Source organism: Litoribacillus peritrichatus (assembly GCF_039537985.1).
GTDB lineage: Bacteria > Pseudomonadota > Gammaproteobacteria > Pseudomonadales > Litoribrevibacteraceae > Litoribacillus > Litoribacillus peritrichatus.
In genome coordinates, this window is the sequence record NZ_BAABBN010000012.1 from 200,102 (window position 1) to 217,468 (window position 17,367).

Consider the following 17,367-nt stretch of genomic DNA (forward strand, 5'->3'; position numbering starts at 1 on the left):
GCTGTGCCGTTGAGGTGTTATCACCGAAAGACAGTGTATGGTTATTGGTCAAATTCGGCACAGCCAAATAAACAAACAAACGATCGTCATATCTGCCGGTTTCACTGATGGTCTGTGACTCATAGAAATCCACGTCCGTTTCAACGCCTTGTGCATTAGTGAACGTAATTGGGCAAAGCTTACTTTCATCTTTTAACGGCACAATGGTTGAGCTTGGCTGGGCTTTTTCTCTGACACTGGACAAGGCATACGACAACTGAGCAATGTTCCCGTCACTATCCAGGTTGCTCGGATCAAGAATAACGTCGATGTCGTTATAAGTCAGCTCATCACCATCGCTGGTATTTTTAGTAATCGAAATACCATAAGCAACAGGCAGAAAATCACAGGCAGTTTCGCCCCACTGGTTAGCACCTGTACCCGATAAATAATCCTGAGCAAAAGATCCAAACGCCTCTGCACTGTAACGCCCCGTATCAGAAACCACATGATTTCGGACACTGAACAAGTAACTGACAGGCCAAGTATCACCGGTATTTTCATCGGTATCTCCAACCGTTACCCGGAACTTAGTCGGGTCTTCATTGCCTGGGTCGTTATTACCAAACTGTGAAAATACAAACTCTCTGCCATCCACTCTCGGCACATCAAAAAATACCGTTCCGCCATTGCCATCAGACCTTAGAATGGTGTCTGCCACATGCTCCATCGAGAACGTCAATTGCCCATCAATGGTCAACCGCCCCAAATCAGCGCTGTACAAACCGTCGGTAGCTTGCTGCGCCAATGAGATATCGTCCCAACGGAAAGACGACCTTACAACCGTCTCTTCGGTGCCATCAAATCCTGAATCAAGCTGAAGCGCGATCACTGCACTTGTGGTAAATTTCAGCGTTAAACCCGCATTTGATGCAGCCACCGAGTCGGCCGTTGCACTCACCGTAAACTGATAAACACTGTCGTCAGCCTCGCCCTCCGCAGGTTCTGCAGCCAAATCCGAACTGGTCGAGTCGGCATACGTAAACAACATATTGAAGTTCGTATTTAAATAATCGCCCTCAACCCGGTAACCATTGCCTTCTTGACTAAGCGCAGCTTCAACGGCATTCCCATCTTTATCTAGAGAGTTCAGAGTAAATTCTGTAGTACCCGCTGGCGCATTCTGAATGGTCTTCAGTGAAGCAGCCAAAACCAAAGTAAAGTCATTACCCAGAGTTTCCATATAAGGCAAGGACTCTTGCTGACCAGTTCTCAGGCTGTTCATCATATAATCAAATTTATTGCGAGCCACCGTACCGGTTGCCGCTGTGTCTGAATACCAATCCAAGGTATCAAACATATAATCTTTCGCGTTATTTAGCGCAGCCTGGGTATCTGAATCAAGACTTACGTCAAACTCTTCATCGGTCGCCACATCCGCAGGCTGATCGTTCACAAACGTCTCTTTTTCCGTCAACGCCGTTTTTGCTGCGTCAGATACGAACGGGCTGACCTCTGCATGAGAGGTTATAGATTGAGCCATTGCATAGATTGCTTCCAGGTCAACATCACTTGCACCCGAGTTTCTGTAATAAAACTGATAGTTACGGTTTTTGAACTCAGAGATTAAATTATTGAGCGCTGCCCCCATAGACACAGGACTACCTTCAGAAGGCCTAGTACTTGCAGCTATTGTACCTGCATTAACAACGGACAGTATCCAAGAACTGTCATCTACCGTCCCAGATATACTTGAAACATCCACCATTGGATGTGTTAATGGATCAATACCCCCCAACTGAAATACATCTGAAATTTTATCAACTCCAGCGCGAGCACTTGATTCAGAGTAGCCACCTAAAAGCAGAATCTCTTGCTCTATTAACGAAGTTAGAACAGAAACATTTACATCTTGCGAACCAACAGAATTATCATTGCTTATTAGAGGGACAACCGTTGTGAGCTCAAAGTCGATAGGAACCAAGTCTCCAAAAGGAACAACCATCGTACCATCCGTTGGATCAGTACACCCCTCTGGTGCATCACATCGGTAATTACCCAAAAAATACTCATCATTCAAGTCAACGGTATTTCCCATAGAGTCAGTACATCCCGCTGCACGATCGCAGACCGCCTTACCCACTTTTACAACGAGTGTTTTATTTCGATAAGAATTACCGTTCAAGGAAATGCTGAATGAACCGTTGCTGTCGGTGTATAGGTTATCATCCGTCCCTTCAATATTGGGTGACGCATTAATAGAACCATTACTGGCCCTATATATATTAACAGGCGCGCCAACAACAGCACCTCTAAATACCTGACCGTTAAGGGTTATTGTATCTTCCGAGTTAGATTCTGCTGGCTCTACAGTTGTACCATTAATCCCAAAATTGCTGATATCTACCGGTAAAACCTGGAACGTTCCGTCAAGATAGCGAACCTCCCATTCATTTTCACCAGTATCAGGGTCGTAGTCCTCACAAGAACTGTAGTTGTCGTCTACTTCCTCAATTACCCCGTTAACACGCTCAATTTTCTTTCCTGAGATTAAGCCGGAGCTGAAGTCAATGTACTTTTCATCCGCCAGACATTTGGCATCATCACTGTCGGCAGCCGGAGTTGCGCAGCTGTATAGACGGCCAAGCACGTTATTGCTTGATGATGCGTAAGCACCAAAGTTCTCGCAGTCGTCATAGCTCAACTGTGCCGTAGAGGCGTTATCACCGAAAGACAGTGAGTGGTTATTGGTCAAATTCGGCACAGCCAAATAAACAAACAAATGATCGTCATATCTGCCGGTTTCACTGATCGTCTGTGACTCATAAAAATCCACGGTCGTTTCAACGTCTTGCGCATTAGTGAACGTAATTGGGCAAAGCTTACTTTCATCTTTTAGCGGCACAATGGTTGAGTTTGGCTGGGCTTTTTCTCTGACACTGGACAAGGCATACGACAATTGAGCAATATTCCCGTCACTATCCAGGTTGCTCGGATCAAGAATAACGTCGATGTCGTTATAAGTTAGCTCATCACCATCGCTGGTATTTTTGGTAATCGAAATACCATAAGCAACAGGCAGAAAATCACAGGCGGTTTCACCCCATTGGTTTGCACCTGTGCCCGTTAGATAATCCTGAGCAAAAGATCCAAACGCTTCTGCACTGTAACGCTCCGTATCAGAAACCACATGATTTCGGACACTGAACAAGTAACTGACAGGCCAAGTATCACCGGTATTTTCATCGGTATCTCCAACCGTTACCCGGAACTTAGTCGGGTCTTCATTGCCTGGGTCGTTATTACCAAACTGCAAGAAAACAAACTCTCTGCCATCCACTCTCGGTACATCAAAGCTTACCGTTCCGCCATTGCCATCAGACCTTAAAATTGTATCCGCCACATGCTCCATCGAGAACGTCAATTGCCCATCAATGGTCAACCGCCCCAAATCAGCGCTGTACAAACCTACGGTAGTTTGCTGCGCCAATGAGATATCGTCCCAACGGAAAGACGACCTTACAACCGTCTCTTCGGTGCCATCAAATCCTGAATCAAGCTGAAGCGCGATCACTGCACTTGTGGTAAATTTCAGCGTTAACCCCACGTTTGACGCAGCCACCGAATCCCCTGTTGCACTCACCGTAAATCGGTAAACACTGTCGTCAGCCTCGCCTTCCGCAGGTTCTGCAGCCAAATCCGAACTGGTCGAGTCGGCATACGTAAACAACATATTGAAGTTCGTATTTAAGTAGTCACCTTCAACGCGGTAGCCACTGCCTTCTTTGGTCAGTGCTGCTTCAACGGCATTTCCATCTTTATCTAGAGAGTTCAAAGTAAATTCTGTGGTACCCGCTGGCGCATCCTGAATGGTCTTCAGTGAAGCAGCCAAAACCAAAGTAAAGTCATTACCCAGAGTTTCCATATAAGGCAAGGACTCTTGCTGACCGGTTCTCAGGCTGTCCATCATATAATCAAATTTATTGCGAGCCACCGTACCTGTTGCCGCTGTATCTGAATACCAATCCAAGGTATCAAACATATAATCTTTCGCGTTATTTAGCGCAGCCTGGGTATCTGAATCAAGACTTACGTCAAATTCTTCATCGGTCGCCACATCCGCAGGCTGATCGTTTACAAACGTCTCTTTTTCCGTCAACGCCGTTTTTGCTGCGTCAGATACGAATGGGCTGACCTCTGCGTGAGAGGTTATAGATTGAGCCATTGCATAGATTGCCTCAAGATCAACATCACTTGCACTCGAGTTTCTGTAGTAGAACTGATAGCTACGATTATTAAATTCAGAAATCAGATTTCTAAGGCCAACACCCACTGAAACCGGGTTACCTTCAGTCGGTCTTGTGCTGGCAGCAATGGTGCCAGCATTTAAAACTGACAACAAATATGAGTTAGTATTAGTCACACCGCTGGACAAATTCGCGACATCAACCATAGATTGCGTAAGCGGGTTGATACCGTCCAATTGAAACACATTCGCAATTTTTCGATTGCCTGCTCCAGCGGTTAACTCACTAAATCCACCAAGCAGAAGAATTTCCTGCTCCATAAGCGTCGTTAATACAGAGACATTAATCTTCTGAGAGCGAACCGAGTCGTCATTACTGATTTCCGGTACAACCGCAATTAATTCAAAGTCGATTGGAACCAAGTCTCCAAAAGGAACAACCGTCGTACCATCCGTTGGATCAATACATCCCTCAGGTGCATCACATCGGTAATTACCCAAAAAATACTCGTCATTCAAGTCAACGGTATTTCCCATTGAGTCAGTACATCCCGCTGCACGATCGCAGACCGCCTTACCCACTTTTACAACGAGTGTTTTATTTCGATAAGAGTTACCGTTCAAGGAAATGCTGAATGAACCGTTGCTGTCGGTATATAAGTTATCATCCGTCCCTTCAATATTGGGAGACGCATTAATAGAACCATTACTCGCCCGAAACAAATTAACAGGGGCACCCACCAAAGCGCCCTTCATTACCTGACCACTCAAAGTAATGTCTGGCTTAGGGCCGATGGAATCACCACTTTCATCACAACCGGCAATAATCACCAACGCGGAAAGAGCACCAACCGTTTTCAGGTGCTGCATTGATTTACGTACAGATTTAAAAAAGTCCACTCTGCCTCCCAGGCAAAATCCTATCATTAGTATTTTTATTCTAACTGGCTAAACTACTTGAAATAATACGCGCTCTCAACCTTAATCAGCCAGACCTAAGCTGCGCCAGTTCACATTTTACCGTAAAGGCAATGTAAAGTTGGGTTTTAATTTAAGAGTAATAACAGCGCCGACGACCCTCAGCTATTGAAATAATGATTCCATTGATTTAACAAATCCGACAACGCCTGAGCCTGATCTTTAAGCGCTTCCAGCTCTTCCTGGCTGTCTTTCTGCCCGGTAAATAGCTTCACTTCGCGCAGTTTTGGAACCAAAGGAGAGTCCGGGTGCTCCATTCGATACATTTCTAATTTCCATCGAGCACTGTGACAAGCCATTCTGTAAAAAGCCAGTTTCACCCCCAGACTTACCAACTCATGATTGTATAGATCCGAAAATAAGTCTGCATTGAGAGAAAGCAGTATGACTTCATGGCAATTTTCATCGGCCGCAATAGTCGCATTTCGCTCATTGCCGCTGATCATTGCAAACGTGCCAAAGCTCTCACCTGGTGAGATGTAATTCACCTTCTCTTCGGGATTAACGGTTTCCCCGGAATAAACCTCTAACTGGCCTTTCAATAAAAAGTATATAGAAGAATCTATATCCCCTTTATAAATAACCACCTCTCCCGGCGATGCTCTATAAACCCGAGCCAAGGACATCAGTATCTGAAACTGATCATCACCCAACTTCTTTACATCATTAAAAAAAGAAACACCCAATAATAAACGCTGAAGCTGATCTGCTTCCATGTCGACTTCGATCAACATTCGAGACTCCTACCTAATAAGTACGAAATATCCTTGCCATAATCATAACTTAATATTAAGTTTTAAGGAGTAAAGATGTTAGTCTTTTAGAACCCTGATACAAAAATTAAGCTAAACTCGCGCAAAATAGGTGTTACTGGATGTATTTAATCAAGACTTTTGATTTAGAAGTTTCCTGCAAGGACCTCGAAGAGCTTAAAGTAAAACTGGCCGACATGAATGGCCAGTCGGTAAGTATCCAATATCCTGCTTCTCAAGGTGAAATTGATAATTTATTTGTCCATATCATGGAAGACGGTACTGTCGTTGAAACATACAACCGACAAAAGACCGTTGATTTAAACAACCTCCATCTGTAAAAGCGTGGCCAAGCCGTTAACTTTATTTAACTGCTTGGGCCTACTTTTGGTATAGCTCTATGTTCCTGGGAATAGACGCTGCAGATTCAAGCACTCATATTTGTATGATAAATCAGGCAAAAGAGATCGTATTTGAAGATCACTTAGCTACCTGCAATTTTTATACGAATACTCTCGAAGAAATCACGCCTTTCCTGAAGAACATAATCAAACAACATCCTTCAGTGCAATCCATAGTGATTGGCATCGCCGGCTGGATGAACACAAAAGAACAGTTCGACTTTACTGAAAGTCTATCTGCATACTTCCCAAAAAAACGCATTGAAACAACATCCGCCGCATTTTTAGGTCTTTTAAAATTTCAGATGAAAGGCCCCTGCATTACGCTAATCTCTGATTTAAATGCATCGGCACTTGGCTACCGGACAGACGGGAACCTGTTTACGATCGAGCCTTCTCCTGAGGCCCCTGAAATAACAGGCTCAGGGCACGGAATCTCTGCGCAAGCCATTAAAGAGTCACTGGAGCAGCTGTCCGCTGGAAACATAACCTCCCTTTACAAAGCAGCTCATAAACACTTTGGTACAGAGAGTTTGAGCCAGTTAACTGAAAAACAGGGAAACGCCCAGGATATGTATTCATTTACAAAAGTAGTAAATCAGTTGGCTCTGGCAGGTGACGCCTGTGCTCTTTCTTGCATCCGTAATGCAGCTAACGCGCTACTTAAATTCGTTGATATCGCTATAAAAAATAATAACCTCCCTTCATCCGGCTTCAACGTTGGCTTTCATGGCCGGTGCTTAAACAAAAGCTCTGCTTTAGCTATATTACTGGAAGAAGAACTCACACGGCTCTATGATGCAAACCTGCATGAGTCCAAGCAGTCTGCAAGCCAATCTGCGGCTCTAAGAGCATTGCAATATTTGACACCAACGGAACCCCACGACTGACTTCATGAAAACCACTGTCCATATACATCCACAACATACCAAAGAATCCGCATGCCAAAAGACTAACCATCTTGCGATCGTCGCTCATCAGGACGACGCTGAAATTATCGGTTACTCAGGTATCCAGCAATGCTACTTAAAAGAGTCTGACTGGTTCAGTTCTATCACTCTAACCAACGGGAGCGGAGCCTCAAGAGGTGGGCGATATGCCAACTTATCAGATACTCAGCTGAGCGCCATTCGCCAATCAGAACAGATTAAGGCAGCTCAAATAGGCGATTATGCCTTTTGCATCCAGTGGGATATTTCCAGTAAAGAACTGAAAGAGCAGATGGAGTTTTTTGCCTGCGAATTAAGTCAACAACTCGCCACCTCTCGACCTGATACTATCTATACTCATTGCCCCACCGATAAACACAGCACGCATAGAGTGGTCTGTGAAGTCGTCATCACGGCCATCAGAAAGATCATGCAATCTGACCATCACTACAAACCGACCATCTACGGTGTAGAAGTCTGGGGCAGTCTCGACTGGGTACCAAAAGAGTTTCTGGTTGAACTGGATTGTAGCCCAATGGCAAACCTTGAACAGGCTTTGATCGGCATCTACGACTCGCAAATAGATGGCAACAAAGGTTATGACAAAGCAGTCTTAGGCAGACGCATGGCCAACGCAACGTTCAATTCGAGTCATAATTCGGATTCAGCCAGATCGCTGAATTTGGCAATTGAATTAACCCCTCTGCTATCGGATCAATCTCTGACGATATCGTCTTTTTTAGCACCCATACTGGAAGCTTTCTCGATGCAGACACTGGCGCATTTCAATAATGAAAAATAAACAAATTAACGAGTCATCTTCTTAACAAAGACAACCACAAATAATGCCATGGTAAAGCTGCCAGCAAACGCCTCAATGGCGGCCATAACTTTCGATGGCCCCACTGGTGTAAAGTCGCCATAGCCTAATGTGGTAAAAGTCACCACTGAATAATACAAACAGTTGGCAAAGGCCATAAAATTATTACCAAAAGAAGAAGCAACACTGAACCCCAACATACTGCCACCAGCAGAAATTCCTAAAAAAAAGTAAGTAATTGCGCAAAATAAAATCAAGGTCATGGAAAACAGAACCACCCTCAATGGCTTTTCACCATAGCCACAAAAAACATCAACCATTTTTGACATGAAGCGGGGAAAAGAATTTGACGGCATTTGATACCGACGCATAACCATTTCTCGATGAAAAAAATAGCCCGCCGTTTCAAAAAGCCCCTGTTTTTCACAGTTTTTACGAACGTTACGATATATCTCCTCAGCTTCCTGACAATGGTCATTGGCCAACTGACTCTCACCTTCTTTTTGTGCTTCTTTGGCTTTTTCTTCCTGACAAACCAAATCCCCCCAGTTAATGTTCTCCAGCCTGCAACGACCGATATCGACCCCCAGCAAGTTACAGCCCTGCAAATTCGCGCAATGTAGATTAGAAAAGCTTAAATCCGCTTTCATAAGCGAACTGCCACTGAAGTCCATGGCAAATAAATGCGCTCGATTCAGGTTCGCACGATACAGATCTGCATCGCGAAAAGAATAGCCGACCTTGGAACCTCGTCGAACAAGATTAATATTAGAAAGATCCACTTTTTTTAACTGGAAGCCATCCATTGGCTTGCCGGTTTTTGCCCAGGCTTCCAGCTTCTCTTTAATATCGTGAGTCGATTTATCAATAACGGGGTCATGCCAATAACAAAAAGGAGAATCTTCGTTACAGGTTTCCTGGCACTGATTACCATCCCGATAAGTATAAAGACAGGAAGTTGAATGAGATGTTTCGTTCATAACTCGTTATAATCCGCTGCCGATTTACTGAGTATAGACAGAGAATACAGAAGGACGAGAAAATGTCTGACGTCTTAAATGATCTTAAAATGCTGCTCCACAGAACCATTCCTTCAGCGAATATTATTCCCACTCGTATGCCACTGACCCCCTGGTTACAATTGTGGTTACTGGACGACAGCAACATGGACAGACCATTTAGCCCAGAAGAAATACGCGTTATCTGGGAGGCACCACCTTACTGGTGTTTCTGCTGGGCAAGCGGACAAATCATGGCCCAGTATATAGAGCAAAATCCGGACTCAGTAAAAGACAAAGTTGTCGTGGATTTTGGCGCTGGTTCCGGAATCGCAGCCGTCGCCGCAGCCAAGTTTGGCGCCAAACGGGTCATTGCCTGCGACATAGATAAAGATGCGATTGTAAGCTGCAAAGCAAACGCTGCACTTAATAATGTAGAAATTGAATTCAGCGAGGATTTCTTTCAGTTAATCTCAGAACTCAACGAACCAATAGACACCATCCTGGCAGCCGATGTTCTGTACGACAGAGACAACATTCCCCTGCTCTCTCTTCTCCGGAAAGAATGCAAGAGCATCCTGATGGCCGACTCCAGAGTCAAAAACCTGAATGTAGAAGGTTATCAACAATTCTCAGAAGGTAACGCTGAAACACTGCCACCATTAGAACGGTTTGATGAATTCAAACACGTCATCATTTATCGTGCAGCTGGCGACACAGAGATCAATCAGCCTTAACGTTGGCAGATTCCATGCACCCTTTTAATATTAAGGCTAACCTATCATTTCCCATTTCACGGGCCACCCGAATATTTCTCGCCGGTATTTCTTCCGGATCGGAAATATTCGCCAACACCTTTTCCATCGTTTCCTCTCGAATAATATGAAAAGTGGGGTACGGCGATCGGTTGGTGTAATTGGAAGGATCACCCTGACTCTCACCCTCAAAGCAATAATCGGGATGGAAGTTCGCTAATTGATAAATACCTTCATAGCCATTATCAATCATTAACTGTTCTGCAAACCCTAAAAAATCAAGAAATTGCTCAAACTCACCAAGGAGTTTCGGAAAAACCACGAGCGTAGTTTCAATCTCAGAGTGTTCATCCAGCAACCTGCACTCTTTTAAGATTTCTTCTAACGCATCAAAAAATACATCTCGGCCACTGCCTTCATAGCCAAATATGGCGTATCGAATACTGTCTCTGACCACCTCTTTTTTAGCAAAGGGACAAAAATTAAATCCGACAATCACCTTCTCTACCCACGCTCGAGTTTGCAACTCGTAAGCCTTCAAAGACTCAGGCATGAAATACTCACCCATTTGTTTGAATCAAATTGCAGAGCATTGTAATGGAATTAAATTATCGAATAAAACAACAAAGGAAACTTCAGATTAGTTGACTTGTCTGACAATCTAGATACGATGCACACTCAAGTTCAGTAAAGCACAAGCAGGATAAAGTTAATTATGAAAAACATTTGGGCCGTAATGGCCATTCTTTTTGCATTTACTTTCACTGTCGCAGAAGCAGAAGCAAAAAAATTCGGCGGTGGTAAATCTTTCGGTAAATCCTTCAAAACTGCTCCCGCTAACAAGCCAATTGCTGACAATAAAAATAACGCAAATCAACCGGCAAATGCTCAAAACCTAAAATCTAACTCGAAGAAAGGCCTAATGGGTGGTCTTCTTGGCGGCCTACTTGCGGGCGGTTTAATTGGAGCCCTACTGGGGGGCGCCTTCGAAGGTATCCAGTTCATGGACATCCTCATCATCGGGCTTATCGCATTCGTTGCCTACAAGCTGTTTAAAGGCATGTCACAAGCGAAAGCGTCTTCTCTGGCACAACCAAGACCAGCGTATGCTGACTCAGGTTCACAGCAGTTCCGTACCAATGAAACACCAGCCGATGCTTCAGGACCTGCTTCGTTTGGTGGTGCCCAAGGCCGAGCAGAGAACCAGGAAACAGGTGAAGAAGTGCCTTTAGATTTACCTCCTGGTTTTGACGTTAACGGATTTCTTGCCGGTTCATGCGATCATTATCGTACCCTTCAAGAAGCCTGGAACAAAGCCGACTTCGACATCATCGCTGAATACACAAGTCCATCTCTGGGCGAAGAACTAATCGCAGAAAGAAAAACACTGGAAGGTGAACAAAACACCGAGGTTATGTTCTTGGATGCAGATTTGGTTCGTGCCCACCAAGTGTTTGGAACAGCACAAGTCAGTATCAAGTTCAGCGGACGCTACAAAGACAATATTGAAGGCATTGAAGAAGACATCACAGACATCTGGCATTTAGAACGAGACCTAAAAGAGCCAAACGCACCATGGTTCATCATCGGCATCGAAAACTAAGCCTTCGATACTTTAGGCTTCAATACTGAAAAGGGCTGCAAATGCAGCCCTTTTTTAATTTCTGACGATCAGCAATCAACCCACCGCCAACCACAAGCCAACCCCCATCATTAACGTACCTGCTATCCGGTTAATGATCCGTACATTATTCGCATTTTGAAGCAGATGACTTACTGTTTTTCCGCCTGCGGCATAAAGCAGCAAACACAGAAACTCCAATATCAAGATCACTCCAATTAATACCGCTAGCTGAGGCGCCATTGCCTTAGATACGTCCAAAAAAGGAGGCAATAACGCAACAAAAAATGCCCACCCCTTTGGATTAGCAATTGCGGTTACAAAGCCTTGCAGAGCAAGTGCATAAGGCGATACATCGAAGCTATGCGACCCATCCTGCTGCAACGCCATTTTTCCTTTCGATTGCCATAACTGAAGGCCTAGGTAGCCTAAATACCCACCTCCCAGGTATTTAAAAACGTTAAACACCTGAGGGTATTGAAGCATTATGGTTGCCACACCCACCACCGATAATGTGGCGACTAAGCCCACCCCTAAAAGCTCACCAGCCATCATCCAAAACGTTCGTTTTAAGCCAATGGTCATTCCCATTGTCAGCGCCAAAGTCATGCACATGCCCGGAGTCAAAGACACGATAAAAAATGTTGGGATAAAAACGGCCAAGACCGTCAGGCTGATGATACCCAGTTCCATAAGGCCTCTTTCTTATTCTTTATGCTGAGTCGTGTTAAATGTATAAGATGCAACTGAGCCATCTTTATTGAAACGTATAACAATGTCTTTGGTTTGGGTTGCGCTGAACACACTGTATTCATACAAGCCGTATGTCCATGTGGTCTGACCACTTTCAGACCCGACTCGCCAAGGCGAACCAAAGATGTTTTTGACCTCTTGCTGAGACGTTTTGCCTATCTCAATTTGCGAGACCCGATCTTCTGAAAAATCCTTGCCTACTGTGGCACAACCGCCAACAAGGAGACTCAAAAAAATACTGACAACCAATACTCTGATTTTTCTAACTTTTAGCACGTGATCTAACCTCATTTTTTCTCTCTCATTCTATCTAAAGAGTCATAGACAAGCTTGAGTAAATCAGGTTCCTTCAAACGGAACAAGAAAAAATAACGCAACAAGTCAGCTTTTCGTGTACAAGTTCAATGCTAATGTCATATGGGAAATCACATCCTCCCTAATCACTTCCGGCGCAATAACCTGACAAGCCTGACCCATAGACACCAACCAACTTCTTAACTGCACCGTTCGCCTTACAGAAGCTTCAAGAAGATATGTACCATTCGCTTGCTCTATAACCATCTGGTCTTCACTGACAGGGGACTCCGTTAGATCTTCTATGAGCCGAAATTGACCTTGCTTTATCTGCAACTTTAGCCGGTAGGTTTGTTTATCTCTGGATTCAATAAAGACATCCATATTTCCTTGCTCTAGATAGCGTTTCAATTCAAACCCATCCGGGACTTCAGCCGTTCTATTCTCAATCCAAATCGTTTTTATTTTGTGAATCAAAAAATTACGTGTTTCATCAACACTCGTCACTTCACCTGCCTTCATGCCCACCAAGTAAAGTTTTGGCAGCAATATTGCGACACCCAAAGGATGAACGCGATATAACTTATCCCGGTATTCAAAGGAAACTTGTTTTTGTTGAGCGATCGCCCTGTAAATCGTATCCAGATGATCCAATTCATAGTCGGCTGCTTTCAGCGTTTGCCCTCTCTGATAAAACTCAATGGCATCTTTCAGCCGCCCATAGTTTTTGGAGGTCAGCACTTTCGTCGAGTGAGCCAGTTTATGCTCTGCTGCTAAGAACAGGCGCTGAAGTTCCTGATGGGTATTTCTTGGCAGTAAATCTGACAAATGCTTTTGAGTCATAGCGAAAGCAATAGCCATGTTCTGAGGCATCTTTTCAAAGTCGTAGCTCAAGCCATTATATGGGTCAACTCGCCACAACCGACTTCTTCCGTCCCCCTGCACTTCATCCAAACCAAAGTTATTGTCTGGCTCTCCGTCTTCCTCGCGACCTAACAGAAAGTTTAAATCTCGTTGAACAGACCGATATCGGGTTCGTGCTTTCGCCTGCTCATCCAAATAACCTTCATTGGTTAAGAAAGAGACTATTTGATCCGTTGATACATGCTCTTTTGCCTGTCGTAAATACTCAAGAATCGCCAACCGTCTTAAAAAACTTTCCATAAAAGTCACATCCGCCCATCTTTGGCGACATAATATGTCGCTTCAATACATAAACTGAATCCTATCAGCTAAATCAACTTAAATCTAAAAAAGGAATACAGCCATGTACCGAATTAACGCTTACACTCAAAAAGGCACTAAATTTCGTTTTCGTGTTCAAGGAGAAGACATTCAGGACGTACAAAACAAAGTACATTTGATGTTCAGGAGCATGGAAATGAGGTTGGTTCTCGTGGAGCCGGTTAATGCTTAAACTGAAGTTTAAAAAAGCGGTCAATTTAGCTAAATTGACCGCAAACCACTCAGCGGAGGGGGTGCTGAGTATCCGACCGGAGCTGCCGAAACAAACTGCCTGAAGTAATGCTCTTGCGATGTTTACTCAGGCAAAAATATTAAGTCTTACCAATTCAACCCTCTAAAACTCTCACATGCTGAATTTAGCATGTCGCCGTTCACGTAATTCCCGAAACTCTTGAGCCTTCATCTTTTGCTCGTCCGTTAACACATTTTGTACCGCCTGTATGACCTCGGCACGTTTAAGCACTCTTTCTCTGGCTTGATCTGCGGCCTGGTCGGCTATCGCGTTTATTTCATTGGTACCAGCGCCATTCTCTATCGCGGTATGTAATGACTTCATCAAACCTTTTTTACTTCCCTTGGCTGAATGACGGTCTTCTTGCTGTTCAAACACGGGCTTTAACTGCGCCACCTGGCTTTCTGTTAAATCCAACATTACAGTCATATGCTCTAGGCGTTTCATTGGGTCTGCACCATGGCGCCCCTTACCTGAGCCCCCAAACGCAAACGCTGAAACACTTAAACCTGTAATCACTGTAAACACGATAATTTTTGATGCTTTTTTCATAATGAACTCCCTGCGCCTTCAAGCCACATAGATTTTATTCTGAAGCTACGATGATTCGTTGCTAGTGGATGAACCCATTGTAGGGCGCTGAAAAGTTAAGTAGGGTCAGAAAAAAGTAAAGGCGAGGTAAAGAAGCGTTAAGCCTCATGAAATATAAATACCTACGTCAGGGTCTCCTCAGCCGAAGCCAACAACCAAGTACACATATCATTCACATTGAGAGGACGACTCAGTAAATACCCCTGGATATTATCGCAGTTCATCGCACAAAGAATGTCTAATTCTTCTTGAGTTTCAACACCTTCCGCGACCAGGTTATAGCCTAAGTTATGCGCCATTTCGATGGACGTCTGCACAATGATCCTGGCACTGTCTGAATGAGCAATCCCCGTTATCAAGGAACGATCGAGTTTGATTTCGGTAGCAGGCAGTCGTTTCAGATAAGAAAGCGAAGAATACCCGGCACCAAAATCGTCAATGGACAGTTTAACGCCAACTTCAGTCAAGGCCTTTAATGCAATAATGCCTTGCTCCGGGTCTTCCATAATGGCGGTTTCGGTCAGCTCCAAAATAATCTGACTGGCATCCAATTGGTAACTGCTGATCAAATTAGACAAATACACAGGTAAATCCATTTCAGTGAGGTTTTTGGCTGAAATATTGACAGATAAAGAGCCACTGAATCCTTCTGCTTTAAAACGAACAAAGTCTTTCAACGCTCGCTTAAAAACCCAACGGGTCAAATCAGAAATAAGACCGGTTTCCTCAGCCAAAGGAATAAACTGATCCGGCGGAATAAAACCAAGGGCAGTATGTTCCCATCGAATCAACGCTTCCAAACCGACAACGCCATCACCGCGCGCTGATAATTTGGGTTGATAATACAGCTCTGGCTTATCAACTTCTAAAGCCACACGCAGCTCAGACATTAAAGTGAGTCGCTGCTCGTTATAAACATCGTGTTGTTTGGAATATAGATTTATATTGGATGCGGCACTGTGGCTTAAATCCAAACTCACACTGGCATTTCTTAATAATACAGAAGCATCATCGCCATCCTGAGGGTATATCGCAGCACCACATTTGGGGTGGAGATCCACATTAAAACCCATAAATTCATACGGCTTGCGTAACGCTTCAATAAACGCCAAATATTTGTCTTTGTCGGCTTCAACAAAATGTCGATTTAAGAGCACACCGAATGTGTCAGTAGAAAAATTACAAATGTAATTTACAGAAGAAGCACTTTCCTCAACCTTTACTACGCCTTCAAATAGAGAAGCATCTTTATTTAAGCGTTCGCCCAGCTGCTGAAGCAAGTTTTCACCATTGGCAAGGCCAAGTGTTCGGCTAACTTCCGTAAACCGACCAATCCGTACCAGCAACACAATGGATTCAGAATCAGGGTACTGTACAATGTGTTCATTAATCGTCATCTCAAACAACATACGATTAGGCAACTTGGTCACCGGATCATGCAACATCAGATCAACCAACCGCTCCTGACTTTCCCTTTTTTGCCTGGTTTGCTCAATACTCAATTGCTGCGCCAGAATTTTTGCTTCTCTTTCATGATAAATACGATAAGCCAACGCAATCATTAAAATAAGTGACTCCAGGGCAGAGCCTATCTGCATACCAAATTGAGTAATCACACTATTTGGAAGCACACCCACTGCACGGAAAAAAGTCAGCAACATGCCTACAGTCAACATAAACCAGGCAGCAGAAAAGAATACACCTGCATTATTGCCTTTCTTCCAAATAACAGGTCCGGAAATAAACAATAGAAGAAACAGGGGCAGGGTCAAAGCAGCTGACAATCGAATAGCTTGATTATAATCCAGCACCAAAACAGCACACAGCTTCAGATACTCAAGCCCAAGGAGAACTTTCAGAGCCAAATCCAGCCTCGGAGCATACGTCCGGGTTTTAAGAAAGTCCCGGGTAAATAACACGGAAAATATGGCCAAGCAAGGCATCGAAGCCAAAAATACGCGCTGATTCAACTCTGGCCAATCAAAGAATAGATGTTGAAAACTGAAGCCTCTTAATCCACTGAAAAACATGAGGTAGCCCACCAGAGCAAGCGAATAATAAAGATAGATGCGCTCCCTTAGCATCATATAAATCGAGAGATTTAAAAGAATAACGACCAGCAGACCGCCAAAATATAGAAAATGAAACTTCATTGCTTTTGATGTAACTTCAAAAAAGCGCTTTTCTTGCCAAAGGTTTATTGCAAATACTGAAGAACCTTGCGTCTTAACACGAACATATACCGTACTGGTTTGGTCTCGTTCCTGTAGGACTCTGAACACGAAATTAGGGTGATCAACGTCACGGCTGTCGAAAGCCGCTTTGCTGCCTGTTATCAGTTGGTTTACAACCTGGTCCTCTTGGACCGAATAAAACTCAACCACATCAAGTGTCGGCTTAGCCAGCTCTACTAATGAAGTTGCAATCTCATCAAGGTGGTTAGCGAACTGAATCCGAAACCAGTAACTGGATTCACTAAACCCAAAATGCGCACCATTGCTTTCGACATGAGTCCAGTCCGAATCCGACAATTCAAGAACCTGTTGCAGGTTTAGCGCTGATGATCCATCTTCAAAGTAATCAAATTCAGCATCTATCCGTTGATTCTCATGAGTAAAAACATTGGTCAGTTCTCCGCTCTTGGCGTACAACAGCGGAGTGATAAACAAGCTAAGAATGGCCAAACATTGAAAAAAACATCTCAAGATCATACGGATACTGTTTCGGTAGTTTATTATTTTAATTATTGGCTATTTCCGAACCAAGCTGTCCG

At 43.9% G+C, this 17,367-nt stretch carries 15 protein-coding genes; 6 read left to right on the plus strand and 9 right to left on the minus strand.

Annotation, left to right across the window (positions count from 1 at the left end):
* Window positions 1-5,125, minus strand: a 5,125-nt coding sequence (locus ABD744_RS17385; protein ID WP_344799825.1) for a hypothetical protein, incomplete at its 3' end; no start/stop codon positions are given.
* Window positions 5,126-5,304: 179 nt separating this feature from the next.
* Complete coding sequence (locus ABD744_RS17390; protein ID WP_344799826.1) at window positions 5,305-5,937, minus strand: cyclic nucleotide-binding domain-containing protein; 633 nt, start codon at window positions 5,935-5,937, stop codon at window positions 5,305-5,307.
* A 140-nt stretch (window positions 5,938-6,077) separates the two neighbouring features.
* Between ABD744_RS17390 and ABD744_RS17395 the strand changes: the two genes are divergently transcribed.
* From ABD744_RS17395 to ABD744_RS17405, 3 genes are read left to right on the plus strand one after another with little or no spacing between them, the layout of a single operon-like run.
* On the plus strand, window positions 6,078-6,296 hold the full coding sequence (locus tag ABD744_RS17395) for a hypothetical protein (protein WP_344799827.1): 219 nt from the start codon (window positions 6,078-6,080) through the stop codon (window positions 6,294-6,296).
* Between the two features lie 59 nt (window positions 6,297-6,355).
* Window positions 6,356-7,246: a hypothetical protein gene (locus ABD744_RS17400; RefSeq protein WP_344799828.1), complete on the plus strand. Its 891-nt coding sequence runs from the start codon at window positions 6,356-6,358 to the stop codon at window positions 7,244-7,246.
* 4 nt (window positions 7,247-7,250) lie between these two features.
* Window positions 7,251-8,087 (plus strand): PIG-L deacetylase family protein, encoded by an 837-nt coding sequence (locus ABD744_RS17405; RefSeq protein ID WP_344799829.1) that lies wholly within the window; start codon window positions 7,251-7,253, stop codon window positions 8,085-8,087.
* A 5-nt stretch (window positions 8,088-8,092) separates the two neighbouring features.
* On the opposite strand, the gene ABD744_RS17410 is transcribed toward ABD744_RS17405, so the two are convergent.
* Window positions 8,093-9,085 carry an ion channel gene (locus tag ABD744_RS17410; RefSeq protein WP_344799830.1) on the minus strand — a complete coding sequence of 331 codons (993 nt, stop codon included), beginning with the start codon at window positions 9,083-9,085 and terminating at the stop codon, window positions 8,093-8,095.
* Window positions 9,086-9,147: 62 nt separating this feature from the next.
* Between ABD744_RS17410 and ABD744_RS17415 the strand changes: the two genes are divergently transcribed.
* Window positions 9,148-9,840: a class I SAM-dependent methyltransferase gene (locus tag ABD744_RS17415; RefSeq protein WP_344799831.1), complete on the plus strand. Its 693-nt coding sequence runs from the start codon at window positions 9,148-9,150 to the stop codon at window positions 9,838-9,840.
* On the opposite strand, the gene ABD744_RS17420 is transcribed toward ABD744_RS17415, so the two are convergent.
* Entirely contained in the window at window positions 9,827-10,411 is a 585-nt protein-coding gene (locus ABD744_RS17420; protein WP_344799833.1) for a DUF1415 domain-containing protein, read from the minus strand. The two genes, ABD744_RS17415 and ABD744_RS17420, sit on opposite strands and share 14 nt — an antisense overlap.
* 162 nt (window positions 10,412-10,573) lie before the next feature.
* Between ABD744_RS17420 and ABD744_RS17425 the strand changes: the two genes are divergently transcribed.
* Window positions 10,574-11,461: a Tim44 domain-containing protein gene (locus ABD744_RS17425; protein ID WP_344799834.1), complete on the plus strand. Its 888-nt coding sequence runs from the start codon at window positions 10,574-10,576 to the stop codon at window positions 11,459-11,461.
* A gap of 75 nt (window positions 11,462-11,536) precedes the next feature.
* Here the strand turns inward: ABD744_RS17425 and ABD744_RS17430 are convergent, their stop codons facing one another.
* From ABD744_RS17430 to ABD744_RS17440, 3 genes are all read right to left on the minus strand, one after another.
* Window positions 11,537-12,172 (minus strand): LysE family translocator, encoded by a 636-nt coding sequence (locus ABD744_RS17430; RefSeq protein ID WP_344799835.1) that lies wholly within the window; start codon window positions 12,170-12,172, stop codon window positions 11,537-11,539.
* 12 nt (window positions 12,173-12,184) lie between these two features.
* The gene (gene bamE / locus ABD744_RS17435) at window positions 12,185-12,508 is read right to left on the minus strand and encodes an outer membrane protein assembly factor BamE domain-containing protein (protein ID WP_344799836.1); all 324 of its coding nucleotides are present in this window, start codon (window positions 12,506-12,508) and stop codon (window positions 12,185-12,187) included.
* A gap of 105 nt (window positions 12,509-12,613) precedes the next feature.
* A complete protein-coding gene (locus tag ABD744_RS17440; protein WP_344799837.1) occupies window positions 12,614-13,690 on the minus strand; it encodes a helix-turn-helix transcriptional regulator in 1,077 nt (358 codons plus the stop codon).
* A 103-nt stretch (window positions 13,691-13,793) separates the two neighbouring features.
* On the opposite strand from ABD744_RS17440, the gene ABD744_RS17445 reads away from it, so the two are divergent.
* Window positions 13,794-13,943, plus strand: a complete 150-nt coding sequence (locus ABD744_RS17445; RefSeq protein WP_344799838.1) for a hypothetical protein — start codon at window positions 13,794-13,796, stop codon at window positions 13,941-13,943.
* A gap of 171 nt (window positions 13,944-14,114) precedes the next feature.
* Here ABD744_RS17445 and ABD744_RS17450 read toward each other — a convergent pair whose 3' ends face one another.
* Both ABD744_RS17450 and ABD744_RS17455 read right to left on the minus strand, forming a co-directional pair.
* Window positions 14,115-14,555 (minus strand): Spy/CpxP family protein refolding chaperone, encoded by a 441-nt coding sequence (locus ABD744_RS17450; protein ID WP_344799839.1) that lies wholly within the window; start codon window positions 14,553-14,555, stop codon window positions 14,115-14,117.
* A 161-nt stretch (window positions 14,556-14,716) separates the two neighbouring features.
* Window positions 14,717-17,305, minus strand: coding sequence for an EAL domain-containing protein (locus ABD744_RS17455; protein ID WP_344799840.1), 2,589 nt, complete (start codon window positions 17,303-17,305; stop codon window positions 14,717-14,719).
* Between the last annotated feature and the right edge of the window lie 62 nt (window positions 17,306-17,367).

Excerpts from the sequence above, each read along its gene's own strand:
- ABD744_RS17390 (WP_344799826.1), bottom strand. The coding sequence starts at position 5,937 with ATGTTGATCGAAGTCGACATGGAAGCAGATCAGCTTCAGCGTTTATTA.
- ABD744_RS17395 (WP_344799827.1), top strand. The coding sequence starts at position 6,078 with ATGTATTTAATCAAGACTTTTGATTTAGAAGTTTCCTGCAAGGACCTC.
- ABD744_RS17400 (WP_344799828.1), top strand. The coding sequence starts at position 6,356 with ATGTTCCTGGGAATAGACGCTGCAGATTCAAGCACTCATATTTGTATG.
- ABD744_RS17405 (WP_344799829.1), top strand. The coding sequence starts at position 7,251 with ATGAAAACCACTGTCCATATACATCCACAACATACCAAAGAATCCGCA.
- ABD744_RS17410 (WP_344799830.1), bottom strand. The coding sequence starts at position 9,085 with ATGAACGAAACATCTCATTCAACTTCCTGTCTTTATACTTATCGGGAT.
- ABD744_RS17415 (WP_344799831.1), top strand. The coding sequence starts at position 9,148 with ATGTCTGACGTCTTAAATGATCTTAAAATGCTGCTCCACAGAACCATT.
- ABD744_RS17420 (WP_344799833.1), bottom strand. The coding sequence starts at position 10,411 with ATGCCTGAGTCTTTGAAGGCTTACGAGTTGCAAACTCGAGCGTGGGTA.
- ABD744_RS17425 (WP_344799834.1), top strand. The coding sequence starts at position 10,574 with ATGAAAAACATTTGGGCCGTAATGGCCATTCTTTTTGCATTTACTTTC.
- ABD744_RS17430 (WP_344799835.1), bottom strand. The coding sequence starts at position 12,172 with ATGGAACTGGGTATCATCAGCCTGACGGTCTTGGCCGTTTTTATCCCA.
- ABD744_RS17440 (WP_344799837.1), bottom strand. The coding sequence starts at position 13,690 with ATGGAAAGTTTTTTAAGACGGTTGGCGATTCTTGAGTATTTACGACAG.
- ABD744_RS17445 (WP_344799838.1), top strand. The coding sequence starts at position 13,794 with ATGTACCGAATTAACGCTTACACTCAAAAAGGCACTAAATTTCGTTTT.
- ABD744_RS17450 (WP_344799839.1), bottom strand. The coding sequence starts at position 14,555 with ATGAAAAAAGCATCAAAAATTATCGTGTTTACAGTGATTACAGGTTTA.
- ABD744_RS17455 (WP_344799840.1), bottom strand. The coding sequence starts at position 17,305 with ATGATCTTGAGATGTTTTTTTCAATGTTTGGCCATTCTTAGCTTGTTT.